The sequence below is a fragment of the Niveibacterium sp. 24ML genome (assembly GCF_026586805.1).
Lineage (GTDB): Bacteria > Pseudomonadota > Gammaproteobacteria > Burkholderiales > Rhodocyclaceae > Niveibacterium.
The window spans coordinates 324145-343848 of record NZ_JAPFHA010000001.1; the positions used below are offsets into that span (position 1 = coordinate 324145).

A 19704-nucleotide genomic window follows, 5' to 3' on the forward strand; every position below is an offset into this window, starting at 1 on the left:
CCATTTCACACGAGCTACACCCATGCTGATCAGCCCGCCCTTTCTACCTGTACGTAACGCAAACCAAACCGACGCCCAATGGCTGGAGACCGCTATGAGCGGCGCCGCGCCCGGCTACATCCCGAGGCGCGGAGACAACACGATCGCCGGCAGCTATCCGATCAGCACGGAAATGGGCTGGCATGGTGGTATGCACCTCGTTGCGCCAAACGGCGCGGATGGTCATGCGCTGGCTGTGCGCGCCATCGCCGACGGGACGGTTGTGTTCATGCGACAACCCACACAAGCCAACGACAATCACGACGATCCACTTAATTACGGGGCTCCGGAAGGTGCGCGATGCTGGACAAGCAATGGCGTCGTCGTAATTCGACGCGACACGGAAATCGGCGCGAACGCGCAGGACCAGGCGGTTGCGGTGACCTTCTACTCGGTCTATATGCACCTTGATTCGGTCCGCGCGACAGTCGGTATCGGGCGGGCGATTTACCGGAAAGATGAGATTGGCGAAGCAGGCTACATCTACGGCCAACCGCATCGCATCCATTTCGAGATTTTCTGCGACGACGCCAACCTACAGCGGCTGGTGGGTCGGAACGCCGGAGATCTGCCGCTTGACCGCGATGGCCGCAGCGATGTCGTGTTCGGCGAGTTGTATTTCCATCTGCCGGCGGGCACGCCGGTGTATGGGGAGAAGCCGCTGCGGAACAATCCAATAGCGCACAGTCAGCCCCCAGCGCCCCGTCGCGGCGCTCCACTGCCCCCGATCGCGCCGCTGCAGCCGACGCATACGACAACTGAGGCGTTTGTCATTGGCCTGCGCTACGCACACGGCGAAGGCGCCGACGGTCACCGAGGAGACGCCACGGTGAACACATACCGAATCGACGGATCAACCGAAGGCGCGGCGCTCACCGAAACCGATGCGGAATACAACATCTACCGCGACGCCACAGCCATCGCAAACGCTCACCCCGCCGCCACGCGTCCAGCCCCAAGTGCCGTTTTCGAGCTGCTGCGTTTTGGCCGCGTTATCAACACCGCACACGAAACCCTCGATCCGGCTGACGTGCCGCACTGGCGGCAAATCCGTTACCCCGGCGGCACGGGATGGGTGAACCTGAATGGAACAAACGTTCACAAGTTCAGCGACGCGGACTTTCCGCACTGGAAGCAATGGAGGCTGATCGACGACAGCACCGACGGTGACAGCCGCTGCGATTCCGCCACGATCCTCGCGTGGTTCGACGGAAACCAGAACGGACACGTGGATGCCACCGAAGCCAACGCAGGATTCGCCAGTGTTCCAGTGCAGGAGAAACTCGACCACGCGATCTGCAAGTTCCCGACAGAATGGTCGGCAGCGACTATCGACGCGCGCTGGGGCTGGCTAAAAACCAGCACCGAAGAAAACCCAGCGCCGCTCACCGATGAGGACTTCGCGAAGTTCATGGCGCATGCAAATGCATTGTGTTTTTGGGATGGCGTGGCGGGGCTCCCAGCGGCGCCGTGGAGGTTTCACCCAGCGCGGTTCATTGAGGCGTTCCGGCGGTGCGGATGGTTGAGTCGTCGAGAAATCACGCAACTGGTCCCGCGGGCGGGAATGCCGAATTTCGCGGGCACTTGGGCTGAGGCCGAACGTCGAGTCCTTAGAGTCAATTCGATAAACCTTAATCAAGTCTTTCGCAAGTATGGTTTCGTGAATGTGCGGCGGCAAACTGCTTTCCTGGCCCAAGCTTATATAGAGACCGCGTGCCTGAGCCTTCTAGAAGAGGTCGGACGGGCTCATCAGCAAAGGAGGCGTGACGGAACCTTGTATTGGCCGCAACCCATGATGCAGTACTACGCAGCCTTTTTCGGTCGGGGGCTCATGCAGTTAACATGGGCGGGCACCTATGCAGACTATGGCAAGTACCGGGCATTTTCCGACCATCAAGGAAACTACTCCGACGAGCGAATGACGGCGACATCGGAGCACGATTGGGCCGCGCCGACACGAGACGCCCACGATAATCTAGTGCGCAATCAACGCCGCTGGTCGCCACGCTTCGATCCGGACATTGTCGCGAGCGATGGGTATATCGCTTGCGACAGCGGCACCTTCTTTTGGGTGCAGAAGCGCTTTACGGGCACGACCAACATCCATAGGCTTGCCGATGCGGGTATCGACACCACGCATATCGGTCGCATGTCAATTCTGGTGAACGGTGGAGGGAACGGCTACAACGAACGGTTGCAGTACGCTGCATTCATTGAGCGTTTTCGCGGAGATGGAACCGAGACTGCTCGGACAGGCACCATTACCGCGACTAGGCAGGGAATTTCTCATGGTCATTGGACTGAGGGCGCGGCAATCAACCTAAATATCAATTACACGCCACAAAGACCGAATTGACAGAGGCCTACAGAAAATGCTGAGAAGACCGATACTCGCTGTACTCGTCATTTGCGGCTTGATTGGAGTTACTTCGCTTTCGGAAGCGAGGGAGAGACTCGAGTTCTCTGACGCGGAGCGATTGATTGGTGAGTGCCAGATCTCTTTGACCGAGACGGCGCATCTAAGAATAGAAGAGGCATTCAAGATCACGGACCCTCCGCCTTCGTGCAACATTGAATTCGATAGGCGAGACAAGGTATCTGCGGGCGGAATTGGGGTTCTCGTCCGCATGCGAGACCTAGATACGGATGAGAACTACGGGCTTGGTTTTGTTCGCGCCACTGGAGAGCGAGAACAATGGAAATTCGAGGGCACGTCCGACCTGTTGCTCGACAGTCACATTCTCAAACGTAGCTTCACCCAAGTACAAAGTGGCGATGAAACCTTGCTGGTAGGGCGCCAACTGCTGCGTGGAAAGATGCCCAATGGAGGTGTCACCGAATTGCCGGGTATTCGCATCCTCCGCATCGCCCCGCAATTCGTGATTAGCGCGCAGATGAATTTTCAGCCGATGACAGGCGGACTGTCCGTAAAGGCCTACCAGCAGCGCCTAGATGCCGTGAGCCAGGAGCTCATCGACATTGTGAAGAGCATTCGCCCAACGCCTGGGCAACCCGGCCCCACTGTTCGCCAGCGTTGAAAGCAGCACATCCTCTGCGTTGCCCGGCGAGCGCAATCATGGGCTTGATATCGGCGATCGTTGGGCACCTCGCATGCGCCGAGAATCTGCCGGCCCCGGACGTCCGATACGTCATTCTGGACAATCCCAACGAGCTTGGCCTGGGCTTTCTGTGGGACAACAAAACCCTCTATGTCGGTGGGTGTAGAACACTTGACGTTGAGCGCGGAGTCCTGGAACAACGGTGCCGATACCCCGAGAACATCAAATGGGGGCACATCAGCCCGGACGGGTCACTCCTGCTCGCCACAACCATCGCATCCGGTACATCAAAAGCCATTTCATACCAGATCGATGCACAGACAGGACGCATACAGTCGTCACACCCGGGGATGTTCTTCTCACCACCGGTTGCCGTGCACCCCAGCAACCAGTACTGGGCCGTCCCGAGAGCCGGCAAAACATCTGCCGCCTCGGAAACCGTCTCAATCGTTAATCGAAGCTGGCGGACACTTAAGAGTGGAATCTACGCGGGCAGTCAACGGCTATTCTCATTGCAGTTCTCACCGGATGGATCACGGCTCATCGCGAATGGTGGAGATCCTGATGACGGCGCAGTGATCAGCACGGCGACGTGGCAGCAGGATGCAAGCGCAGATGCGCATCCGAAACTCAATGGACTTGTCGCGTGGAGCCCAGATCATCGGTTCGGATTCAGAGTGGCCGGAAAGGTCGGGGTGGTGATCGACCTCAAGTCGCAAGACATCGTCGCGCAACTCGAAATCGACATGACAGATGAAGAACCGCAAGCTGCCTTTAGCAGTGACAGTCGCCGGGTTGCTGTCAAAGGCTACCGCCTCATGGACGGGGTGCGGCGCTATTCAGTCGGGTGGCTTGATCTCCAGCAGCACGAGTAGCAGCAACCAGTGAGATGTGAGTACAACGCGCGCCTTGGATATCTCGCCGACACGGGCAACTCAGCTCAGTAGAGCGAAGTAGCGCCGGCAATACAACAACATGCATCAGAGCGAAGCCTGTTCGAAGGGCAGCGAAAACGAGATCCGCGCTCTGTGCGGAGTCGTGACTTTGCGGCACACTGCCGCGACGCCCCTCACCCACTGCCGCAATGACGCGCCTTCGGATCTGTTCGTACAACATTCACAAGGGTTTTTCGCAGTTCAATCGCCGCATGGTGATCCATGATTTGCGCGATCGGCTGCGGGGGCTCAATTCGGATCTGGTGTTCCTGCAGGAGGTGCAAGGTCTGCATCTGGGGCACGAGGCGACGCACGACGACTGGCCGGCGATGCCGCAGCATGAGTTTCTGGCGCAGGGGCATTGGCAGCAGACGGCCTACGGTGGCAACGCGGTGTATCGGCAGGGTCACCATGGCAATGCGCTGATTTCCAAGCTACCGATTCTCACTGCCGACAATCAGGATGTGTCGCTGACCCGCTTTGAGCGGCGTGGGCTGCTGCATTGCGTGGTGGGCATGGATAACGGGGTGCCGCTGCATACGATCTGCGTCCATGTCTCGCTGACCGATGCGCAGCGGCGGCGGCAGCTTTCAAGCCTGATCGAACGCGTGCATGACGAGATTCCGCCCGACGCACCGGTCATCATCGCCGGTGACTTCAATGACTGGCGCAACAAGGCCAACGACTGGCTGGCGCGCCAGCTCGGGATGCACGAAGTATTCACCCAGCTCACCGGCCGGCCGGCGCGCAGCTTCCCGAGCAAGTTGCCGGTGCTTACGCTGGACCGCATCTATGTGCGCCACCTGAAGCCGCTCAACGCAGCCGTGCTGCGCGGCCACGGCTGGGCCAATGTTTCCGACCATGCACCGCTGACCGCGGAACTGGCCTACACCGGCTGATGCCTGCGCCGCTGCTACCCGGCAACCAGCTCACGCTGCTTGAATGCGGCGCGCGCTACTTCCCTGCGCTGATCGCTGCGATTGACTCAGCGCAGCAGGAAGTGCGGCTGGAAACCTACATCTACGCGCTGGATGCCTCGGCCGAAGCCGTCACCGCCGCGCTGATCCGCGCGGCAGAACGCGGCTGTGCGGTGCGGGTGCTGGTGGATGGCTTCGGCGGGCGCGAATTTGTCGACCACACCGCCCCGCGCCTGCGTGCCGCGGGCGTGGACGTGCTGATCTATCGGCAGGAGTTGAAAGCCTTTCGCATTCGCCGCCACCGCCTGCGGCGCCTGCACCGCAAGCTGGCGGTGATCGATGCGCGGGTGGCCTTTGTGGGCGGCATCAACATCATCGACGATTGCGATCAGCCCGATGCGGCCCCGCGCTTTGACTACGCGGTACGTGTAGAAGGCCCCCTGCTCGGGCCGATCCACGAATCGGTGCATCGCGTGTGGTGGCTGGTCAGTTGGGCCGGACTTCGCAGACGGCCGCAGCGCGCCAGTGCGCTGGCGCCTGCGCCGCTCCCGGCCGGTAAGGTACGTGCCGCATTCGTGGTGCGCGACAACTTGCGCAACCGGCGCGAGATCGAAGCCGCCTACCTGGATGCGATTGGCGCGGCGCGGCGCGAGGTGGTGATTGCGAATGCCTACTTCCTGCCCGGCCGCCGCTTCCGCCAGGCGCTGATCGAAGCCGCGCACCGCGGTTGCAACGTTGTGCTGGTGCTGCAAGGGCGGGTTGAGTACGCCTTGCTGCACTACGCAACCCGCGCGCTTTACCCGCACCTGCTCGGCGGCGGCGTGCGGATCTTCGAGTACCAGCGCAGTTTCCTGCACGCCAAGGTAGCGGTGTGTGACGGGCACTGGGCCACGGTGGGCTCCTCGAACATTGATCCGTTCAGCCTGATGCTGGCGCGCGAAGCCAACGTCGTGGTGCGCGATAACGGCTTTGCAGCCGAGCTGCGCAGCAGCCTTGAACGGGCGATGCACGATGGCGCCACCGAACTGCACCTGGCCGACTACCAGCGCGCGCCGTGGTATCAGCGCCTGACCAACTGGGGCGCCTACGCGCTGGTACGGGCGATGATGGGCATCGTTGGGGTGCGCCACGCCGGGCATGGCCCGCGCAACTGATCGGCACCGGTGTCGATTCGACCCTCGGCGATGGCGATTCGTCGCGCGCGGCTCAGCGATAATCACCGCCTCGCCGACACTGCCGCCATCGGCAAGGTCCAAGGGATGAAGCACTCCGCACCATGATCACGCAATCACACGCCAAGACGCCGCGCGCCCTCACCACGGTGCTGCTGCGCGAGCTGCCGCTCGTGCTCATCTTCAACACCGTGTTCGCCGCACTCTGGACGGCGATCTCGGGCAGCACCTTCGCCGAGGCGCTTCTGTTCAGCCAGTGCATCGGCCTGATGTGCTTTGCCGTGGCCACGCCCACCAACTACATCCCCACCGTCGCGGGCAAACTTGCCTACGGCGTGGTGGCGGCGGTGCTCGGTGTCACCGGCGGCTTGATGCTGGCCGCCACGCTGGCCGGCTATGGCCCCACCGCGCCATTCAAGATGTCGCCCTACGGCTGGCGCCTGAGCTTCGGTTTTTCCACCCTCGCCTTCATCGCAACCTTTGGCTTCTTCTGGTGGCAAGAGCGCGAACAGCGCCACAAGGCAGACATGGCGATCCGCGCCGCGCAAGCCGAAGCTGCCCGCAACGAGGCCGAACGGGCCGCCGCCAGCGCGCAGCTGGCCGCGCTGCAGGCACAGATCGAACCACATTTTCTCTTCAACACGCTGGCCAACCTTCGCGGCCTGATCACCCGCGACCCCGAACTCGCCCGGCAACTGCTCGATCGCCTGATCGAATGGCTGCGCGCCACCCTCACGGCATCACGCACGGCCAGCACGACACTGGGCGCCGAAGTCGACCTGCTGGCCGCCTACCTCGAGATCCAGCGAATCCGCATGGGCGGGCGACTGACGGTCGAGATCGACATCGACCCGACGCTGCGCAGCGCCATGCTGCCCCCGCTGCTGATGCAGCCCTTGGTTGAAAACGCGATTGCGCACGGCCTTGAACCCAAGCCCGGCGCGGTGCGCATCCGCCTGTGCGCCGAGCGCAGCGGCGAGCACCTACGCCTGAGCGTGACCGACGACGGCCTGGGCTTTGGCGCCAGCTCATCTAGCGGCGCAGGCATGGGGCTCGACAACGTGCATGCAAGGCTGGCCTCGCACTTTGGCAGCGCGGCGCACCTGAGCATTGAAAGCCCACCCGAAGGCGGCGTGCGCGCGGTGATCCACATCCCCCTCGCCGCATTGCCCGGAGCCCCCGCATGAGCCCCCCGATCAGCGCCCTCATCGCCGACGACGAACCGCTGCTGCGCGCCGACCTTGCCGACGAACTGGCACGGCTCTGGCCCGAGCTTCAGATCGTGGCCCAGGCCGAAGACGGCCCCGCCGCGCTCGCAGCCTGCCGCGCGGCAAAACCGCAGATCGCGTTCCTCGATATCCGCATGCCCGGCATGAGCGGCATGGACGTCGCACGCGCATTGCTGGCAGAAGGCACGGCGCCGCTGATGGTGTTTGTCACCGCCTACGACAGCTTCGCGATTGAAGCCTTCGAACGCGAGGCGGTGGACTACCTGCTCAAACCGGTCACCGAAGCGCGGCTTGCGCAATGCATTGGCAAGCTCAAGAAAAGGCTCGAGGCCCCCGCGGCCACGCCGGACATCAGCGCCCTGCTTGCAGCACTGCAAGGCAGCCTTGCCGGGCAGGCCGCGCCGGCGCGATTGAACTGGATTCGCGCCGCGGTGGGCGATACGGTGAAGATGATTCCGGTCAGCGAGGTGATCTACTTCGCCGCAACCGACAAGTACATCGCCGTGTTCACCCGCGAGGGCGAATCCTTGATCCGCACCCCGCTCAAGGAGCTGCTGGACCAGCTCGACCCGGTGCACTTTCAGCAGATTCACCGCGGCATGATCGTGAATCTGCGCCATGTGCAGAACGCCCGCTCCGACGGCAATGGCCGGGTACTGCTGCGCCTGGCGGGCCGGCCCGAAACCCTCACGGTATCGCGCAGCTACGCCCACCTGTTCCGACAGATGTAGCGGCAGCGTCAGGCGTTCAGAGGTTCTCTTCCTTGTGGGTGTAGTCGTGGCGGCTGTCGCGGGTGTTCTTCTGCACCGCAATCGCCGCGAACATGCTCAGGGCAAAGGCCATTGCGTAGAAGCCCTTTTCGCTCGGCATCAGCGTGGCATTCCACAGGCCCACCGCCAGCAGCACAATCGCGATTGCTACCGACAGCCACGATAGCCCGTAGTAAATGCCGGTCACCGGGATGCCTTCAAGCCGGTCACGCACGCACTTCTGCAGCGACACCGCCGAGAACAGCCCGTAAAGGATCACGGTGAAGTAGTAACCCTTCTCGTTGAGCTGCATGGTGTTCGCGTTCCAGAGGCCGATCAGATAGGCGCCAACCCCCAGGAACAGGGCCGCCCAGGACGCGCCCACGAATGCGGCGGTAGGTTTCTGGTATTCGATGGTCATCGTCGTTCTCTCTATTCCTGATCAAGGTTGGCGCGCGGTCGTGGTGCCGGCACGCGCTGGCCGGATTCTCAGCCACGCCACGCAAACTGGCGCGGCAGGATTTGTGCCCCGGCTGCAAATTTGCGCGTGCGTTTGCGGCATCGCAAGGGCGCCGCGCCACGGTATCGAAATCTGCCACCGCGCGGCGCACCGGGCCTTCCCTGTTCCTTATGGCAGCACGCTCAGGCTCAGCGGCGCATCGACGCTGCGCGCACCCAGATCGACCGTGATGCCGCCTTCGCTTGCAAACCAGCCGACTGCGCCGCTGCCCGCCGCGACCTTGGGTAGCACCTGCGCGCCCAGCCGAACCTCACGCACCGCCTGCTCGCCGATGAGGAACTGCAGTTGCAAGCGCCGCTCGGCGGTGGCGCCGGTGCGGTTGTCCGGCGTCAGCGAGAAGCGCAGTTCACCGCTCGGCAAACGCTGGGTTGCCAGCGTGGTGCGGGCAAGGCGGCCTTGCTGGTAGGCGCGGCTGACGCCGTCGTCTTCCACCAGCACGAAGCGGCTTTCGCTCGCACCCGGCACGATACGCACCTGCATATCCGCAAACCAGTGCACCGTCTGGGCACGCGGGTCGCCAAGGTGCCTGGGCATTTCGCGCAGCATCGGAACAATCGCCCCTTCGCGCAGGAAGAGCGGCGCGCGCAACAGATCACCGACGATCAGCGGCTCGCTGCTGAACTGCCCGTTCGAGGCGATCCGCCGGGTCGGGGTGTGAAAGTCGGTCCACGCGCCGGCCGGCAAGTAGGTGTTTATCGTGGCGTCTGCAGTGCTTGGCGCGCCAAACAGCAGCCAGGGCCCGATCATCTTGGTGGTGGAAACGGCGCGCGCCTGCTTGTCTTGCTGGAAGTGGTGCGCAAGCGGCGGGAACACCGCATCGCCGTTTGCATAGGCGGCGTGCGCAAGGCTGTAGAGATAGGGCACCAGGCGATAGCGCAAGGACAGCGCGGCAAGATTGCTGGCGCGATCGCCGATCCGGTCCGGCGCGGTCTCGGTGCAATTGCAGAGGTTCTGCACATGGGGCCGCAGCGGTATGTCGAGCAGCGCGCTGGTGGCAAACCAGCGGGTGTAGAGCTTTGAGAGCGGCGCACCGCTGATGCCGCCACGATCAAACCCGCCAACATCCGATCCGTAGTAATCAAAGCCCGAAAGGCTCATGTTCGCCTGCGCAGCCATCTGCGCGCCCAGCGCCCCAAAGGAAGACAGCACATCGCCGGACCACATCGACACGCCGTAGCGTTGGCTGCCCGCCGTGCCGGAACGGCTCAGCACCCAGGGGCGCCGTTGCGGGTGGGTGCGCGCGGTGTCCTCGGCCACGCTGCGGCTCCAGAAGAAGTTGTACAGGTTATGGATGTCCGCATGCCGGGTATTGCGGGCGCCATACCAGTCGATGCCGGCGTAGTGCGCGCTGTCCTTGTAGGCCTCGGGTTCGCCCAGGTCGGTCCAGTGCCCCATCACGCCATCGTTGATCAGAGCCACGCGCTTGGCGTCGTGCCACCAGGCGCCGGCAGCCGGGTTCGACCAGTCGATCATGCCGCCCACACCCCACCAGGGGTTGTTGGTCAGCACCACGGCGTCCTTGCAGGGCGGCGGGCAGTTCATCGCGAGCATCCGCTCGGCCGCCATTGCCGCGAACTCGGGCCGTGCGCTGCCGATGTAGCTCTCTTCGATCAGCATGGTGCCAACGCCTTCGCTGGCGTAGGCGGCCAGTTTGCCGACCGGGTCCGGAAAGGCGCCGGTGGCCCAGGCCAGCTTGCCCATCGGCGTGGACTGCGAGTCACTCTGGATGCCGCCGAACCATTGCAGATCGAGCACCGCGCCGTCGACCGGGAAGCCGTTGCTCTTGAGCGTGGCGAGCTTGCCATCGAGCTCGGCCCAGTTGTCGTAACCGTACTCCGAGATCCAGAGCCCGAACGCCTTCAGGGGCGGCACCGGCGGGGTGCCGGTCAGCGCCATGTAGTCACGGCGCAGATCCGGCAGATCGGGGCCGGCGAAAACGAACATGCCCAGCGAGGGCGAGGGACTTTCGAGCGCCCACTTCGCTGCGCGGAAATCAAAGCGCAAGGGGTAGGCGGAATCGGCAAAGAAGCCCCAGTTGCGCGCGCCTTCGCCCAGCACATAGGCCACCGGTACCTGCGTGTCACCGGCAGCGGCAATGTCCGAGTAGTTCATTGCATTGCCATTCGGGCTCGCAGGCAAACGCCGGGCGCCCAACCAGGATGGCGACTGCCGGCTGGTGGCGAGCAACTGCCCCAGTCCCAGCACCTCGCTTGCCCCTTCGCCGGTCATGCTCAGCCGCAGCGCGCCGGCGGCCGCGTCCTCGGCGCAAAGCCGTGTAAGCACCCGCGCAAGCGGCTTGAGTTCGCTGATCCGCCAACAGCCTTGATCCAGCTCCACCGCCAGATCGCCCGTGCTCAGACGCTTGCTGTCGGCATCCCAGGTGTAGTGGCTGGGGCCGGCGAAATCGCGCAGCGCGACCATCGGCGAGAAATACGGCGCGCCGGGTTCAAGCTTGGCGCTGTAGGCAACATGGATCATGTCGTCACGCAGCAGCGTCAGCATGATCTGCCGCCCGCCCTGAGTCAGCCGCACTTGCGGCGTGGCCGAGGCGAAGTAGCTCACGTCCGCCCCCACCGGCGGCGGAGTGGGTGACGGGGCCGGCGCCATTGTGGTGGCCCCCCCACCGCAGGCGACCACCATGCTGACCATTGCGCCGAGGGCGGCGAGGCTACAGCGCAGTCGGGCGGACTGAATCAGAAACATGGGCGAGCTTCCGGCAAGGTTGATCAGTTACAGGCTTCGCTGGCGCCATCGCGGGTGAGGTCCGGCAGCAGATACATCGGCGTGACCAGGCACTTTACCCGCCCCTGCGCATCGCGCTTGGCCCGCATCATCCAGCCGCCCATGAAACGGTCGTCGCCCATCGGGAAGAAGCTGATCGGCGCCCGATTGCTTGAAAAAGTGAGCGTAATGCGGTCACCCGGGCTGCTCACCGCCACCGTCAAGTTGCCGGCGCGATAGGTGCCAAGGTAGTCATCCGCAAGCATCGGGGTCGGCTCCGCGCTGGCATCAGGGCGCGACTGCGCGAGCATCCACCCGATGGGCTCGGCCGAGAACGCCTCGTACTGCGTTTCGCCGTGGCTCTTCTGGGTTTCACGCATATCGGGCGAGCCGCCCGCAGCGCGCAGGATCTCCACCGGATTGCGTGCCCAGGCAATCGGTACATACGAATCGGGGATGCCGGCGTACACCCGCATCGGCGTCGTCGTGATCCGCCCGAAACTGGCGCCCCAATCGGCGGCACTGGTGATCGGCAACCTGCGGTCGAACGAATCGGAGTCGTTCGACAGCCCGCCCACGACAGGCATGACGGCTGCGAAGCGGTTCGGAAACGCGAGCACCATGCTCCACGAGCCAAAGCCACCCAGGCTACCGCCGGTGATGCTGACCCGCGTTTTATCGACCGCGTAGCGGCCTTCGATCTCGCGGATCACCGCATCAACGAATACGGGGTCGTGCCATTCAACCTTGTGGCCAAGGGTGTTCACGTCCTGCTGGGTTTGCACGACGATGGCTGGCAAGCCCTTGCCCACCTCTTTCATATGCCCCATCACCCCTTGCTGGCTGAGGCCCTCAAGCGTGAGGTTCGAGAAGGGCTGCGAGCCGTGCAGGAAGACGATCAGCGGCCACTTCCGGCTTGCATCGTCGCCATAGCCCTGCGGCAGATACAGCAGGTAGTTTGAAGCCCCCTGCACCGGCGTCGCCAACCGCTCCTGCGTGACTTTGATGGTTTCCTTGGGTGCCGGCGGCGGCAACTCCGTCCCGCCCCCTCCACCACCACATCCTGCAAGCAACAGCACCAGCAAAGCCGCGGCACGGCATAGCGAAAAACGCATGATCTCTCCTCAACGCATGAGCACGATGGACGTGCAAATCCCACGGCAAGCGCCGCAATGGCGCCCACAAAGGCTGTGAAGCGGCCCTACCGTGACGGTGCCGCCGCGATCTCGAGTCGCGGTCGATGCTCCTACGCGCAGATCAATCAGGCCGCGCAAGCGCGGCGCGTGCCTCACACCACCCGCCGCGCTTCGTGGCGCAACGTGGTCTGTGTGGCCCGCAGTTTAGCCGTAGCGCATACGCATGCGAGGCCGCCTGGAAAACACTTCGCGGGCATTTGACACGCCTCATGAACAAATGTGGCCCAAGGCGCGCACACGCGTTTCAACACCCCCTGCACTTGGCTATGCTGCGCATTCGCCGCAAGGCGCGGTTCCCCTTGAAAAGCCATGCGCATCGCCATTGTTTCCGACATCCACGGCAATCTGCCCGCACTTGAAGCGGTGGTGGCCGACATCCGCCGCCGCGGTGCGGACATCATCGTCAACCTTGGCGACAGCCTCTCTGGCCCCCTGATGCCACGTGAAACGGCGCACTACCTGATGGCCGCCAATTGGCCAACGCTGGCCGGTAATCACGAACGGCAGATCCTCACCGAGCCGATCGCAAGCCAGTGCGAATCCGATGCCAGCGCCAGCCGTGTGCTCGGCGAAGCCGAACTCGCCTGGCTGCGCGCGCAGCCGGCAACGCTGCAACTGGGCGGCGACGTGTTCCTCTGCCACGGCACGCCGCAGAGCGATGTGGAAGCCCTGTGCGAAACCGTGACCCCGGCCGGCGCGCGAATCGCAAACGATGACGAACTTCGCGCACGGCTGACAGGGCGCGCCGAGGCGCTGATCGCCTGTGGGCATTCACATGTTCCACGGCTGCGCCAGCATGCCACGCAATGCGTGCTTAACCCCGGCAGCGTGGGCCTGCAGGCCTTTCGTGCGACGCTGCCGTACCCGTTTTACGTTGAAACCACGAGCCCGGACGCCTGCTACGCGATCGCCCAGAAGCACGGCAGCGTCTGGCAGGCCTCGCTGCATACGGTGCGCTACGACTTCGAACCCATGGCCAGACTGGCCGACGCCGGCGGCCGCCCCGAATGGGCGCACGCGCTGCGCACCGGCCGCGCACTTTGAATGGCAGGCGCCTACGCCTGACGCGGCCGCTGCGCGAGCACGCGATCCAGCGCCGCGCCGAAAGCCCGCGTATCTGCCGCCGAAAAGCCCGCCGGCCCGCCGGTCTCGACGCCGGAGTCGCGCAGCCCCTGCATGAAGTCGCGCATCGACAGTCGCTCGCGGATGTTTTCTTTCGTCAGGCGTTCGCCACGCGGGTCAAGCACCGCGCCACCGCGTTCAATCACCTGCGAAGCGAGCGGGATGTCGGCGGTAATGACCAGATCGCCAGGGGAAACCCGCCGCGCGATCTCGTCATCCGCCACATCAAAGCCCTTGGGCACCTGCACCGAGCGGATGTGCGGCGATGGCGGCACCGCAATCATCTGGTTGGCGATCAAGGTCACCGGGATGCCGGTGCGGGTGGCGGCGCGAAACAGGATCTCGCGGATCACGCGCGGGCACGCGTCGGCATCAACCCATATCTGCATGGCGAAAGCTCGGCTTCGGGGGCCACACAGAATACGACAAGCCCGCCGCGTCAGCAGGCCGATCATTCCGGCTTGTAGAATGCCCCGCTGGCAATGACTGCCCGGCCGGCTGTTCTGCGCACCCGGCCAATCACGGCGCATGAGTACCCTGCGGAGGCCCGATGCCACACCTGTTTCCCGATCCCTCACAGCAACAGGTCTGGGATACCGTCGCGGCGCTCAACGCCGCCTGGACCTTCGGCAACCCCGACGAGTTGGCCGACTACTTTCACCCCAGGATGCTTGCCATCACGCCGGTCGACCGCCTGCGGCGCATTGGTGCGGAATCCTGCATCGCGGGGTGGAAGGGCTTCCGCGAGTCCGCGCAGATCCATCGTTTTGATGTCAGCGATCCGGTGGTTGAACTGTTCGGCGACGCAGCCGTGGTGAGCTACTACTACGACATGTCTTTCGACATGGGCGGCCAGACCATCGACACCGGCGGGCGCGATCTGTTCTTCCTGATCCGCGAAGCAGGCCGCTGGTGGGTGGTGGCCGATCAATTCTCGCCCTACCCGGCAGCCTGAAAGACTCATGCCGGTCATGCCGCGCCTGTTAGGATGAGGGACCTCAACCACCTCAAGGCAAGTCAAATGATCCGTTCCCTGCTCACCGGCCTGCTGATGCTGGCGCTTCCCGCGATGGCCAGCGCTGCGCCCGCCAAGGACGCACTGACCCGCATCAAGGCCACCAAGTCGGTTTCGATCGCCTACCGCGCTGACGCACTGCCCTTCTCATTCCTCGATGACTCCAAGCAGCCAAATGGCTACAGCATCGATCTGTGCCGCCGTGTCGTGGCTTCGATCGGCGAACAGTTGGGGATCGAAGGCATCCAGATCAAGTGGGTGCCAGTTACGCTTCAGACGCGCATGGATGCGGTGGCAAAAGGCCAGGCGGACATGGAGTGCGGCTCCACCACGGTGACGCTCGCCCGCATGAAGCAGGTGGACTTCTCTTCCTACACCTTCGTCGATGGCACCGGCCTGCTGGTAAAGGCCGACGCCGGCATCAGCAAGCTCACGGATCTGGGCGGCAAGAAACTTGGCGTACTGCCTGGCACCACCAACGAAAAAGCGCTGAACGATGCGCTGAAGAAGTCGGCCATCAACGCGGTTGTCGTGCCGGTGAAGAGCCGGGACGAAGGCTTTGCGCAGTTTGAAGCCGGCGAGCTGGACGCCTTTATCGGCGACCGGGTGTTGCTGATGGGCATGTCGCCGAAAGCAAAGTCGCCCAAGTCGATCACCATGCTTGCCGATACGCTGTCGATGGAACCCTACGCCATCGTTCTGCCTCTCGGCGACGACAAGCTGCGTCTGGCGGTCAACACCGCGCTCGCGCGCATCTATCGCAGTGGCGCAATCGTGGACGTATTCGGCCGCTGGTTCGGCGGCATGGGCAAGCCGGGCCTGATGCTTGAAGCCATGTTCGTGCTCGGCAGCATTCCAGAGTAACGCGCAGCCGCAGCGGCGCCGGGTCGAACGGCGCCGCTTTCGCAAACCAGGCCGGCGCGGCACAACGCAGGCTTTCATACTCCTGCACGCCGATCCGCTGTCGATGTAACCCCAAGCCGTCGTGACCATCTTTCACAATCCCTCCGGGACGACCGTGAAGCACTTCGCAGCCGGTTTCGCCACATCGCACTAAATTTGCGCAGATGCGTCCGCACGCGTCGACAGCGCTCGCGCTACGCCATTGGCATGCACCATCCCGAACCGGCAAACTCCAACCCACCATGTACGCAAACGCGCGCTTCAACAACACGCCCGATCTCAAATCAATCCGCAACACGCCACCGAAGCTTCGCCTCAACGAATGGTGGATTGATCTGAACGCCGGCCCCTCTGCCACCACCGGCATCATCGGCACCAGCATCTGCACACGGGCCGGGCGAACCAGCGCGGTGATCGACATCGACGCCGAAACCCGCCGCGTCAAAACCAAGAGCGGCACCGTCTACGAACTGGGCCTGCCCGAGTCTGCCTTCGCGCAAAACAACAAACGCCTGCTGCGCGAACTCGGCCTGATTTAGGCGCCTCGCCAATCGGCTTACACTGCAGGGCCCAGTCCTACGGTCAGCGCACGATGGCACCCTCCACCAATGAATTCGGCCAACCGGTCGGCGACGAAGTGTCCGGCTGGACGCCACCGCCACGGCCGGGTGGCGTCACCCTCACCGGCCGCTTCTGCCGCGTCGAACCGATCGAACCCGCGCGCCACGCCGAAGCACTCTTCGCCGCCAACGCGCAGGACTCCGACGGCCGCAGCTGGACCTACCTGCCCTACGGCCCCTTCGCGACATTCGCCGAGTACCGCGACTGGCTCTCCACCATGGCCGCAGGGCAAGATCCCTGCTTCTACGCCATCGTGGACGCCGCCAGCGGCCTGGCCGTCGGCGTGTGCAGCTACTTGCGCATCGACCCCGCCGCCGGCTCCATCGAAGTCGGCCATCTGCACTTCTCGCCACGGCTGCAAGGCAAACCCGCCGCCACCGAAGCCATGTTCCTGATGATGCAACACGCCTTCACGCTCGGTTACCGCCGCTACGAGTGGAAGTGCAATGCCCTCAACGCCCCCTCACGCCGCGCCGCCCAGCGCCTGGGCTTCTCCTACGAAGGCTGTTTCCGCCAGGCCCGCGTCGACCGCGGCCGCAACCGCGACACCACCTGGTACTCGGTGATCGACAGCGAATGGCCCGCGCTGAAAGCCGTGTTCGAACAATGGCTCGGGCCGGAGAACTTTGATGCGGATGGCCGGCAGCGGGTTGCGCTGTCGGTGCTTACCAATGGGTTGCTGACTGCGATGCGCTAGGTTGACTCGCGCGAGCGCTACACGATCTTTCCGCCTGCGCGTTCGACCAACTCAGCTGAGTACTTACTGAGCCGACGCGCACCCCAGCGTTGCGGCGGGGGATTGATCTTTGTCCGCGTTGCCTGCCGCTACGCAGGATCGGACTGCGTAGCGGGCGGAGCGAGACGCTACTCATCAACGCGGGTTGTTGGGACTCAACTCATGATCCCAAACGTTACCGAACGCATCGATGCCCGTCACGGAAGCCCATACCCATATCGGCGGGCTCAGATGCTTGAGGTCCATCGTTTGAGAGACTGGAAGCGCAACACCAGGATCCACGTTATAGAGATTGCGATGCTCGGATGTCTCATGACTCTGGACAACCGGATTCGTGTCTCTTTCATTGACCCAGAGGTTCAACTGACTGATCCGATAGCCGGGCGTCGTCGGCGCAGTCCAGTTCAACGTTACCTTCTTGCCTACCGCGAACGGCCCTGTTGAGTCGTTGTAGATATTGGCAATCGAGAACTCGTGCGCATCATCAACTTGCAACTGTGGGAATAGTTCCGCGCGGCGTGCATACGCCTCATCTTCCAACACTGGCTTCGCTCTCAGCTTTGCGGTCTGCGTGGCGATGAGTTGATTGCTTGCGTCGTAGAGCTTGAACATGTACTCAGAGCCCCGATCAACCTCTGCCCAATTCATGCGGCACTCGGGGATGCTGGGCATGTCTACACAGCGGTCGGTGTTGAACGCATTCCACGCGCCCGCAGCGTCGTTCATGAACACCCAATTGGAACGAGGCATTTCGGCTGGCGGCCTGATCAGGGTGAGACCAACATTGGGTAACCCAGGCCCCGTAACCGTTATCTTCTGGATCGCAGCATTAGTTCGATTGAGCGGCACCCAGAGAATCAAATAGCTGGACACCCGGGCGTCGGGTTGAGCGAAGTATTGGGTGTACCGGCCGTGCAGGAATCTCTGGATGTCCGTCTCCACTCCCTCGTACCACCCAAACGTCACAGTGCCATCGATCGCAGGGCCAATCCAGAGATCGATATCCGCGCCGTTCCCGTTTTTCACTGTGCGCATGTAGTTTTCACCGACCTTCTTCGCGCCGGACAGCGCCATGAAATCAGCAAGCGTGAGCGGTTTCTCTTTCAACCGCGAACTCAGGTAGACCCCGACGCGGGCGGCCAACCCATTGCCAACGAGCATCCACTTTCCGCCAGTACGCTGAACGACCAGACGTTCGCCGCCCGGCTGGAAGCCAGTGCGGAAGAGGCTGCGATATGAGATCTCCATGGTGTCAGCATCGATCACGCGCTCGACACGCAAGGCATCAAAACGAACCCCCTGATAGCTGAACGCCCCCCAGTTGAGATCACCAACCGCGCGCAATTCAGACTCAATGAACTCATCCCGGTTCAGTCCGTCATGGTAGAAGTTGGGAGCCAGATAGGGTTCGATCGCACTGGAAGCAGGGATTCCGTCGGTAAACTGCGCCGCCAACGCGTTGAGCATGGCCTGTATACCCGCAAGATCCGATACGAGTGCATCCATCGAAGCGGCTGGCACAGCCGCCAGTTTCGTCGCGTCAGAGCTGCCCGGTTCCACAGAAATCGTGCTTGCGCCGTTGACGAGAGCCACCAGATAGCCAGTCCCCGAAGGCGTCACCTTGAGCCCATCGAGTGCTTTGTCTAATCCCGTATGATCGGGTTTGAACTCGGTCGTACGCAGGTCAACGGTGTCAATGCCTACACTCTTGAAAACCGCCTCCAAGCGTGCCTCGAGTGCCGTTTCCGCGGCCGCGACGGTCGCAGCACTGATCTTGGAAAGATCCATGGCGCCCGCTTCAAGTAGCGATTCTGGGCGCCCCCCCAAGATCGTCGCTGCCATCATCTCCGTGAGCGGCGTGACATTGACCGCGTTCTTGCCAATGTCATCAGCGGTGGCGATCGAGTGCAGGAAGATGGTTTCACCGCCGACCGTTCCAAACACTTGAATCAGGAACGGTGCTGTCATTCCGGCAACGTCGAGCTTGTAAACCCCGTTGGCATCTGCAATCGCTTTTGACTTGGCGCCCTTGGCATCAAGTATCGTCACCTCGGCCGACTGAATCATCGCGCCCGAAGCGACGGTGCCCGTAAGGGTGCCGGGTGAGCAGTTCGAGCAAACCTGCACCGGCGGTGGCGTCGGAGCCACACTGTCAGAGTCCGACCCGCCGCCACAGGCAGCGAGTGCCATGGAAATTGATGACGCCAATAGCGTCCGCGCGAATGTCTTTTTCATGAGTTGCTCCCCTATTCAAACGATTGTTTGTCATAGGGCGCCCTGCTTCGTTCTAGGCCACCACCTCCCTCAAGACGGCAAAAGAGCAAACCATTCGAGACTTTTGTCACACAGCAATTCACTGCTCGCTGGCGACTCCCGCGTCGATTTGATCTTCCCCATAAACCCGCGAAAAACGCAGTGCAGGACATCGTCAACTGCCAGAGACGACGATGCCAACTCAATTCCCGGCAGAAGCTCCAGATCCAGCATTTTCAGTAATGCCAGAAGCGCTGCGAATCCATTCAAAGCAGATAGGGATGTCTGATCAAGTTGGGCCGCACTGGCCATTGCCCTCACCGACAATCCGCCCGTTTTCGATGGGCGCAGCCCTTTAGCCCTGTAGTGCGGGTCACTAACAGGGTGATGCAAAACCCCGTGAACGATTCGGGGATGCAGTTGTCGTAGGGATAAGCGTACCACCCCAGGCAGAGCAACGATGCGCGGCGAAGTCGATCCCCAATCCTCGATGTTCCATTACTTCTCGGTCGAGTCG

18 protein-coding genes are annotated in these 19704 nt (G+C 62.8%); 12 read left to right on the forward strand and 6 right to left on the reverse strand.

Features of this window, described 5'->3' with window-relative positions; genetic code table 11:
- The first annotated feature begins 22 nt into the window (after positions 1–22).
- The 7 genes from OPU71_RS01500 (at position 23) to OPU71_RS01530 (ending at position 8082) form a co-directional block, all read left to right on the forward strand.
- Entirely contained in the window at positions 23–2395 is a 2373-nt protein-coding gene (locus tag OPU71_RS01500; RefSeq protein ID WP_267724274.1) for a M23 family metallopeptidase, read from the forward strand.
- 271 nt (positions 2396–2666) lie between these two features.
- Positions 2667–3077, forward strand: a complete 411-nt coding sequence (locus tag OPU71_RS01505) for a hypothetical protein (protein ID WP_267724276.1) — start codon at positions 2667–2669, stop codon at positions 3075–3077.
- Between the two features lie 38 nt (positions 3078–3115).
- On the forward strand, positions 3116–3973 hold the full coding sequence (locus OPU71_RS01510; RefSeq protein WP_267724278.1) for a WD40 repeat domain-containing protein: 858 nt from the start codon (positions 3116–3118) through the stop codon (positions 3971–3973).
- Between the two features lie 209 nt (positions 3974–4182).
- Complete coding sequence (locus tag OPU71_RS01515) at positions 4183–4932, forward strand: endonuclease/exonuclease/phosphatase family protein (protein WP_267724280.1); 750 nt, start codon at positions 4183–4185, stop codon at positions 4930–4932.
- A complete protein-coding gene (gene clsB, locus OPU71_RS01520; protein WP_267724282.1) occupies positions 4932–6104 on the forward strand; it encodes a cardiolipin synthase ClsB in 1173 nt (390 codons plus the stop codon). Before OPU71_RS01515 ends, clsB begins: the two co-directional genes overlap by 1 nt.
- A 122-nt stretch (positions 6105–6226) precedes the next feature.
- Positions 6227–7309 (forward strand): sensor histidine kinase, encoded by a 1083-nt coding sequence (locus OPU71_RS01525; protein ID WP_267724285.1) that lies wholly within the window; start codon positions 6227–6229, stop codon positions 7307–7309.
- Positions 7306–8082 carry a LytR/AlgR family response regulator transcription factor gene (locus OPU71_RS01530; protein WP_267724287.1) on the forward strand — a complete coding sequence of 259 codons (777 nt, stop codon included), beginning with the start codon at positions 7306–7308 and terminating at the stop codon, positions 8080–8082. The genes OPU71_RS01525 and OPU71_RS01530 overlap by 4 nt, the downstream gene beginning before the upstream one ends.
- A 16-nt stretch (positions 8083–8098) precedes the next feature.
- On the opposite strand, the gene yiaA is transcribed toward OPU71_RS01530, so the two are convergent.
- The 3 genes from yiaA to OPU71_RS01545 form a co-directional block, all read right to left on the reverse strand.
- A complete protein-coding gene (gene yiaA, locus OPU71_RS01535) occupies positions 8099–8521 on the reverse strand; it encodes an inner membrane protein YiaA (RefSeq protein WP_267724289.1) in 423 nt (140 codons plus the stop codon).
- A 207-nt stretch (positions 8522–8728) separates the two neighbouring features.
- Positions 8729–11323: a TIM-barrel domain-containing protein gene (locus OPU71_RS01540; protein WP_267724291.1), complete on the reverse strand. Its 2595-nt coding sequence runs from the start codon at positions 11321–11323 to the stop codon at positions 8729–8731.
- Positions 11324–11346: 23 nt separating this feature from the next.
- Positions 11347–12456, reverse strand: coding sequence for an alpha/beta hydrolase-fold protein (locus OPU71_RS01545; protein WP_267724293.1), 1110 nt, complete (start codon positions 12454–12456; stop codon positions 11347–11349).
- A 390-nt stretch (positions 12457–12846) separates the two neighbouring features.
- Here OPU71_RS01545 and OPU71_RS01550 point away from each other — a divergent pair, with 390 nt between their 5' ends.
- Complete coding sequence (locus tag OPU71_RS01550; RefSeq protein WP_267724294.1) at positions 12847–13581, forward strand: metallophosphoesterase family protein; 735 nt, start codon at positions 12847–12849, stop codon at positions 13579–13581.
- A gap of 11 nt (positions 13582–13592) precedes the next feature.
- Here OPU71_RS01550 and OPU71_RS01555 read toward each other — a convergent pair whose 3' ends face one another.
- Positions 13593–14048, reverse strand: coding sequence for a YaiI/YqxD family protein (locus tag OPU71_RS01555; protein ID WP_267724296.1), 456 nt, complete (start codon positions 14046–14048; stop codon positions 13593–13595).
- Between the two features lie 161 nt (positions 14049–14209).
- Between OPU71_RS01555 and OPU71_RS01560 the strand changes: the two genes are divergently transcribed.
- The 4 genes from OPU71_RS01560 (at position 14210) to OPU71_RS01575 (ending at position 16895) form a co-directional block, all read left to right on the forward strand.
- Positions 14210–14614: a YybH family protein gene (locus tag OPU71_RS01560; protein WP_267724298.1), complete on the forward strand. Its 405-nt coding sequence runs from the start codon at positions 14210–14212 to the stop codon at positions 14612–14614.
- Positions 14615–14680: 66 nt separating this feature from the next.
- Positions 14681–15538, forward strand: a complete 858-nt coding sequence (locus OPU71_RS01565) for an amino acid ABC transporter substrate-binding protein (RefSeq protein ID WP_267724299.1) — start codon at positions 14681–14683, stop codon at positions 15536–15538.
- Positions 15539–15819: 281 nt separating this feature from the next.
- Positions 15820–16116, forward strand: coding sequence for a hypothetical protein (locus OPU71_RS01570; RefSeq protein ID WP_267724300.1), 297 nt, complete (start codon positions 15820–15822; stop codon positions 16114–16116).
- Positions 16117–16169: 53 nt separating this feature from the next.
- The gene (locus OPU71_RS01575) at positions 16170–16895 is read left to right on the forward strand and encodes a GNAT family N-acetyltransferase (protein WP_267724301.1); all 726 of its coding nucleotides are present in this window, start codon (positions 16170–16172) and stop codon (positions 16893–16895) included.
- A 174-nt stretch (positions 16896–17069) separates the two neighbouring features.
- Here OPU71_RS01575 and OPU71_RS01580 read toward each other — a convergent pair whose 3' ends face one another.
- Both OPU71_RS01580 and OPU71_RS01585 read right to left on the reverse strand, forming a co-directional pair.
- Entirely contained in the window at positions 17070–19169 is a 2100-nt protein-coding gene (locus tag OPU71_RS01580; protein WP_267724302.1) for a hypothetical protein, read from the reverse strand.
- Between the two features lie 69 nt (positions 19170–19238).
- A complete protein-coding gene (locus OPU71_RS01585) occupies positions 19239–19499 on the reverse strand; it encodes a hypothetical protein (protein WP_267724304.1) in 261 nt (86 codons plus the stop codon).
- Positions 19500–19704: the final 205 nt, after the last annotated feature.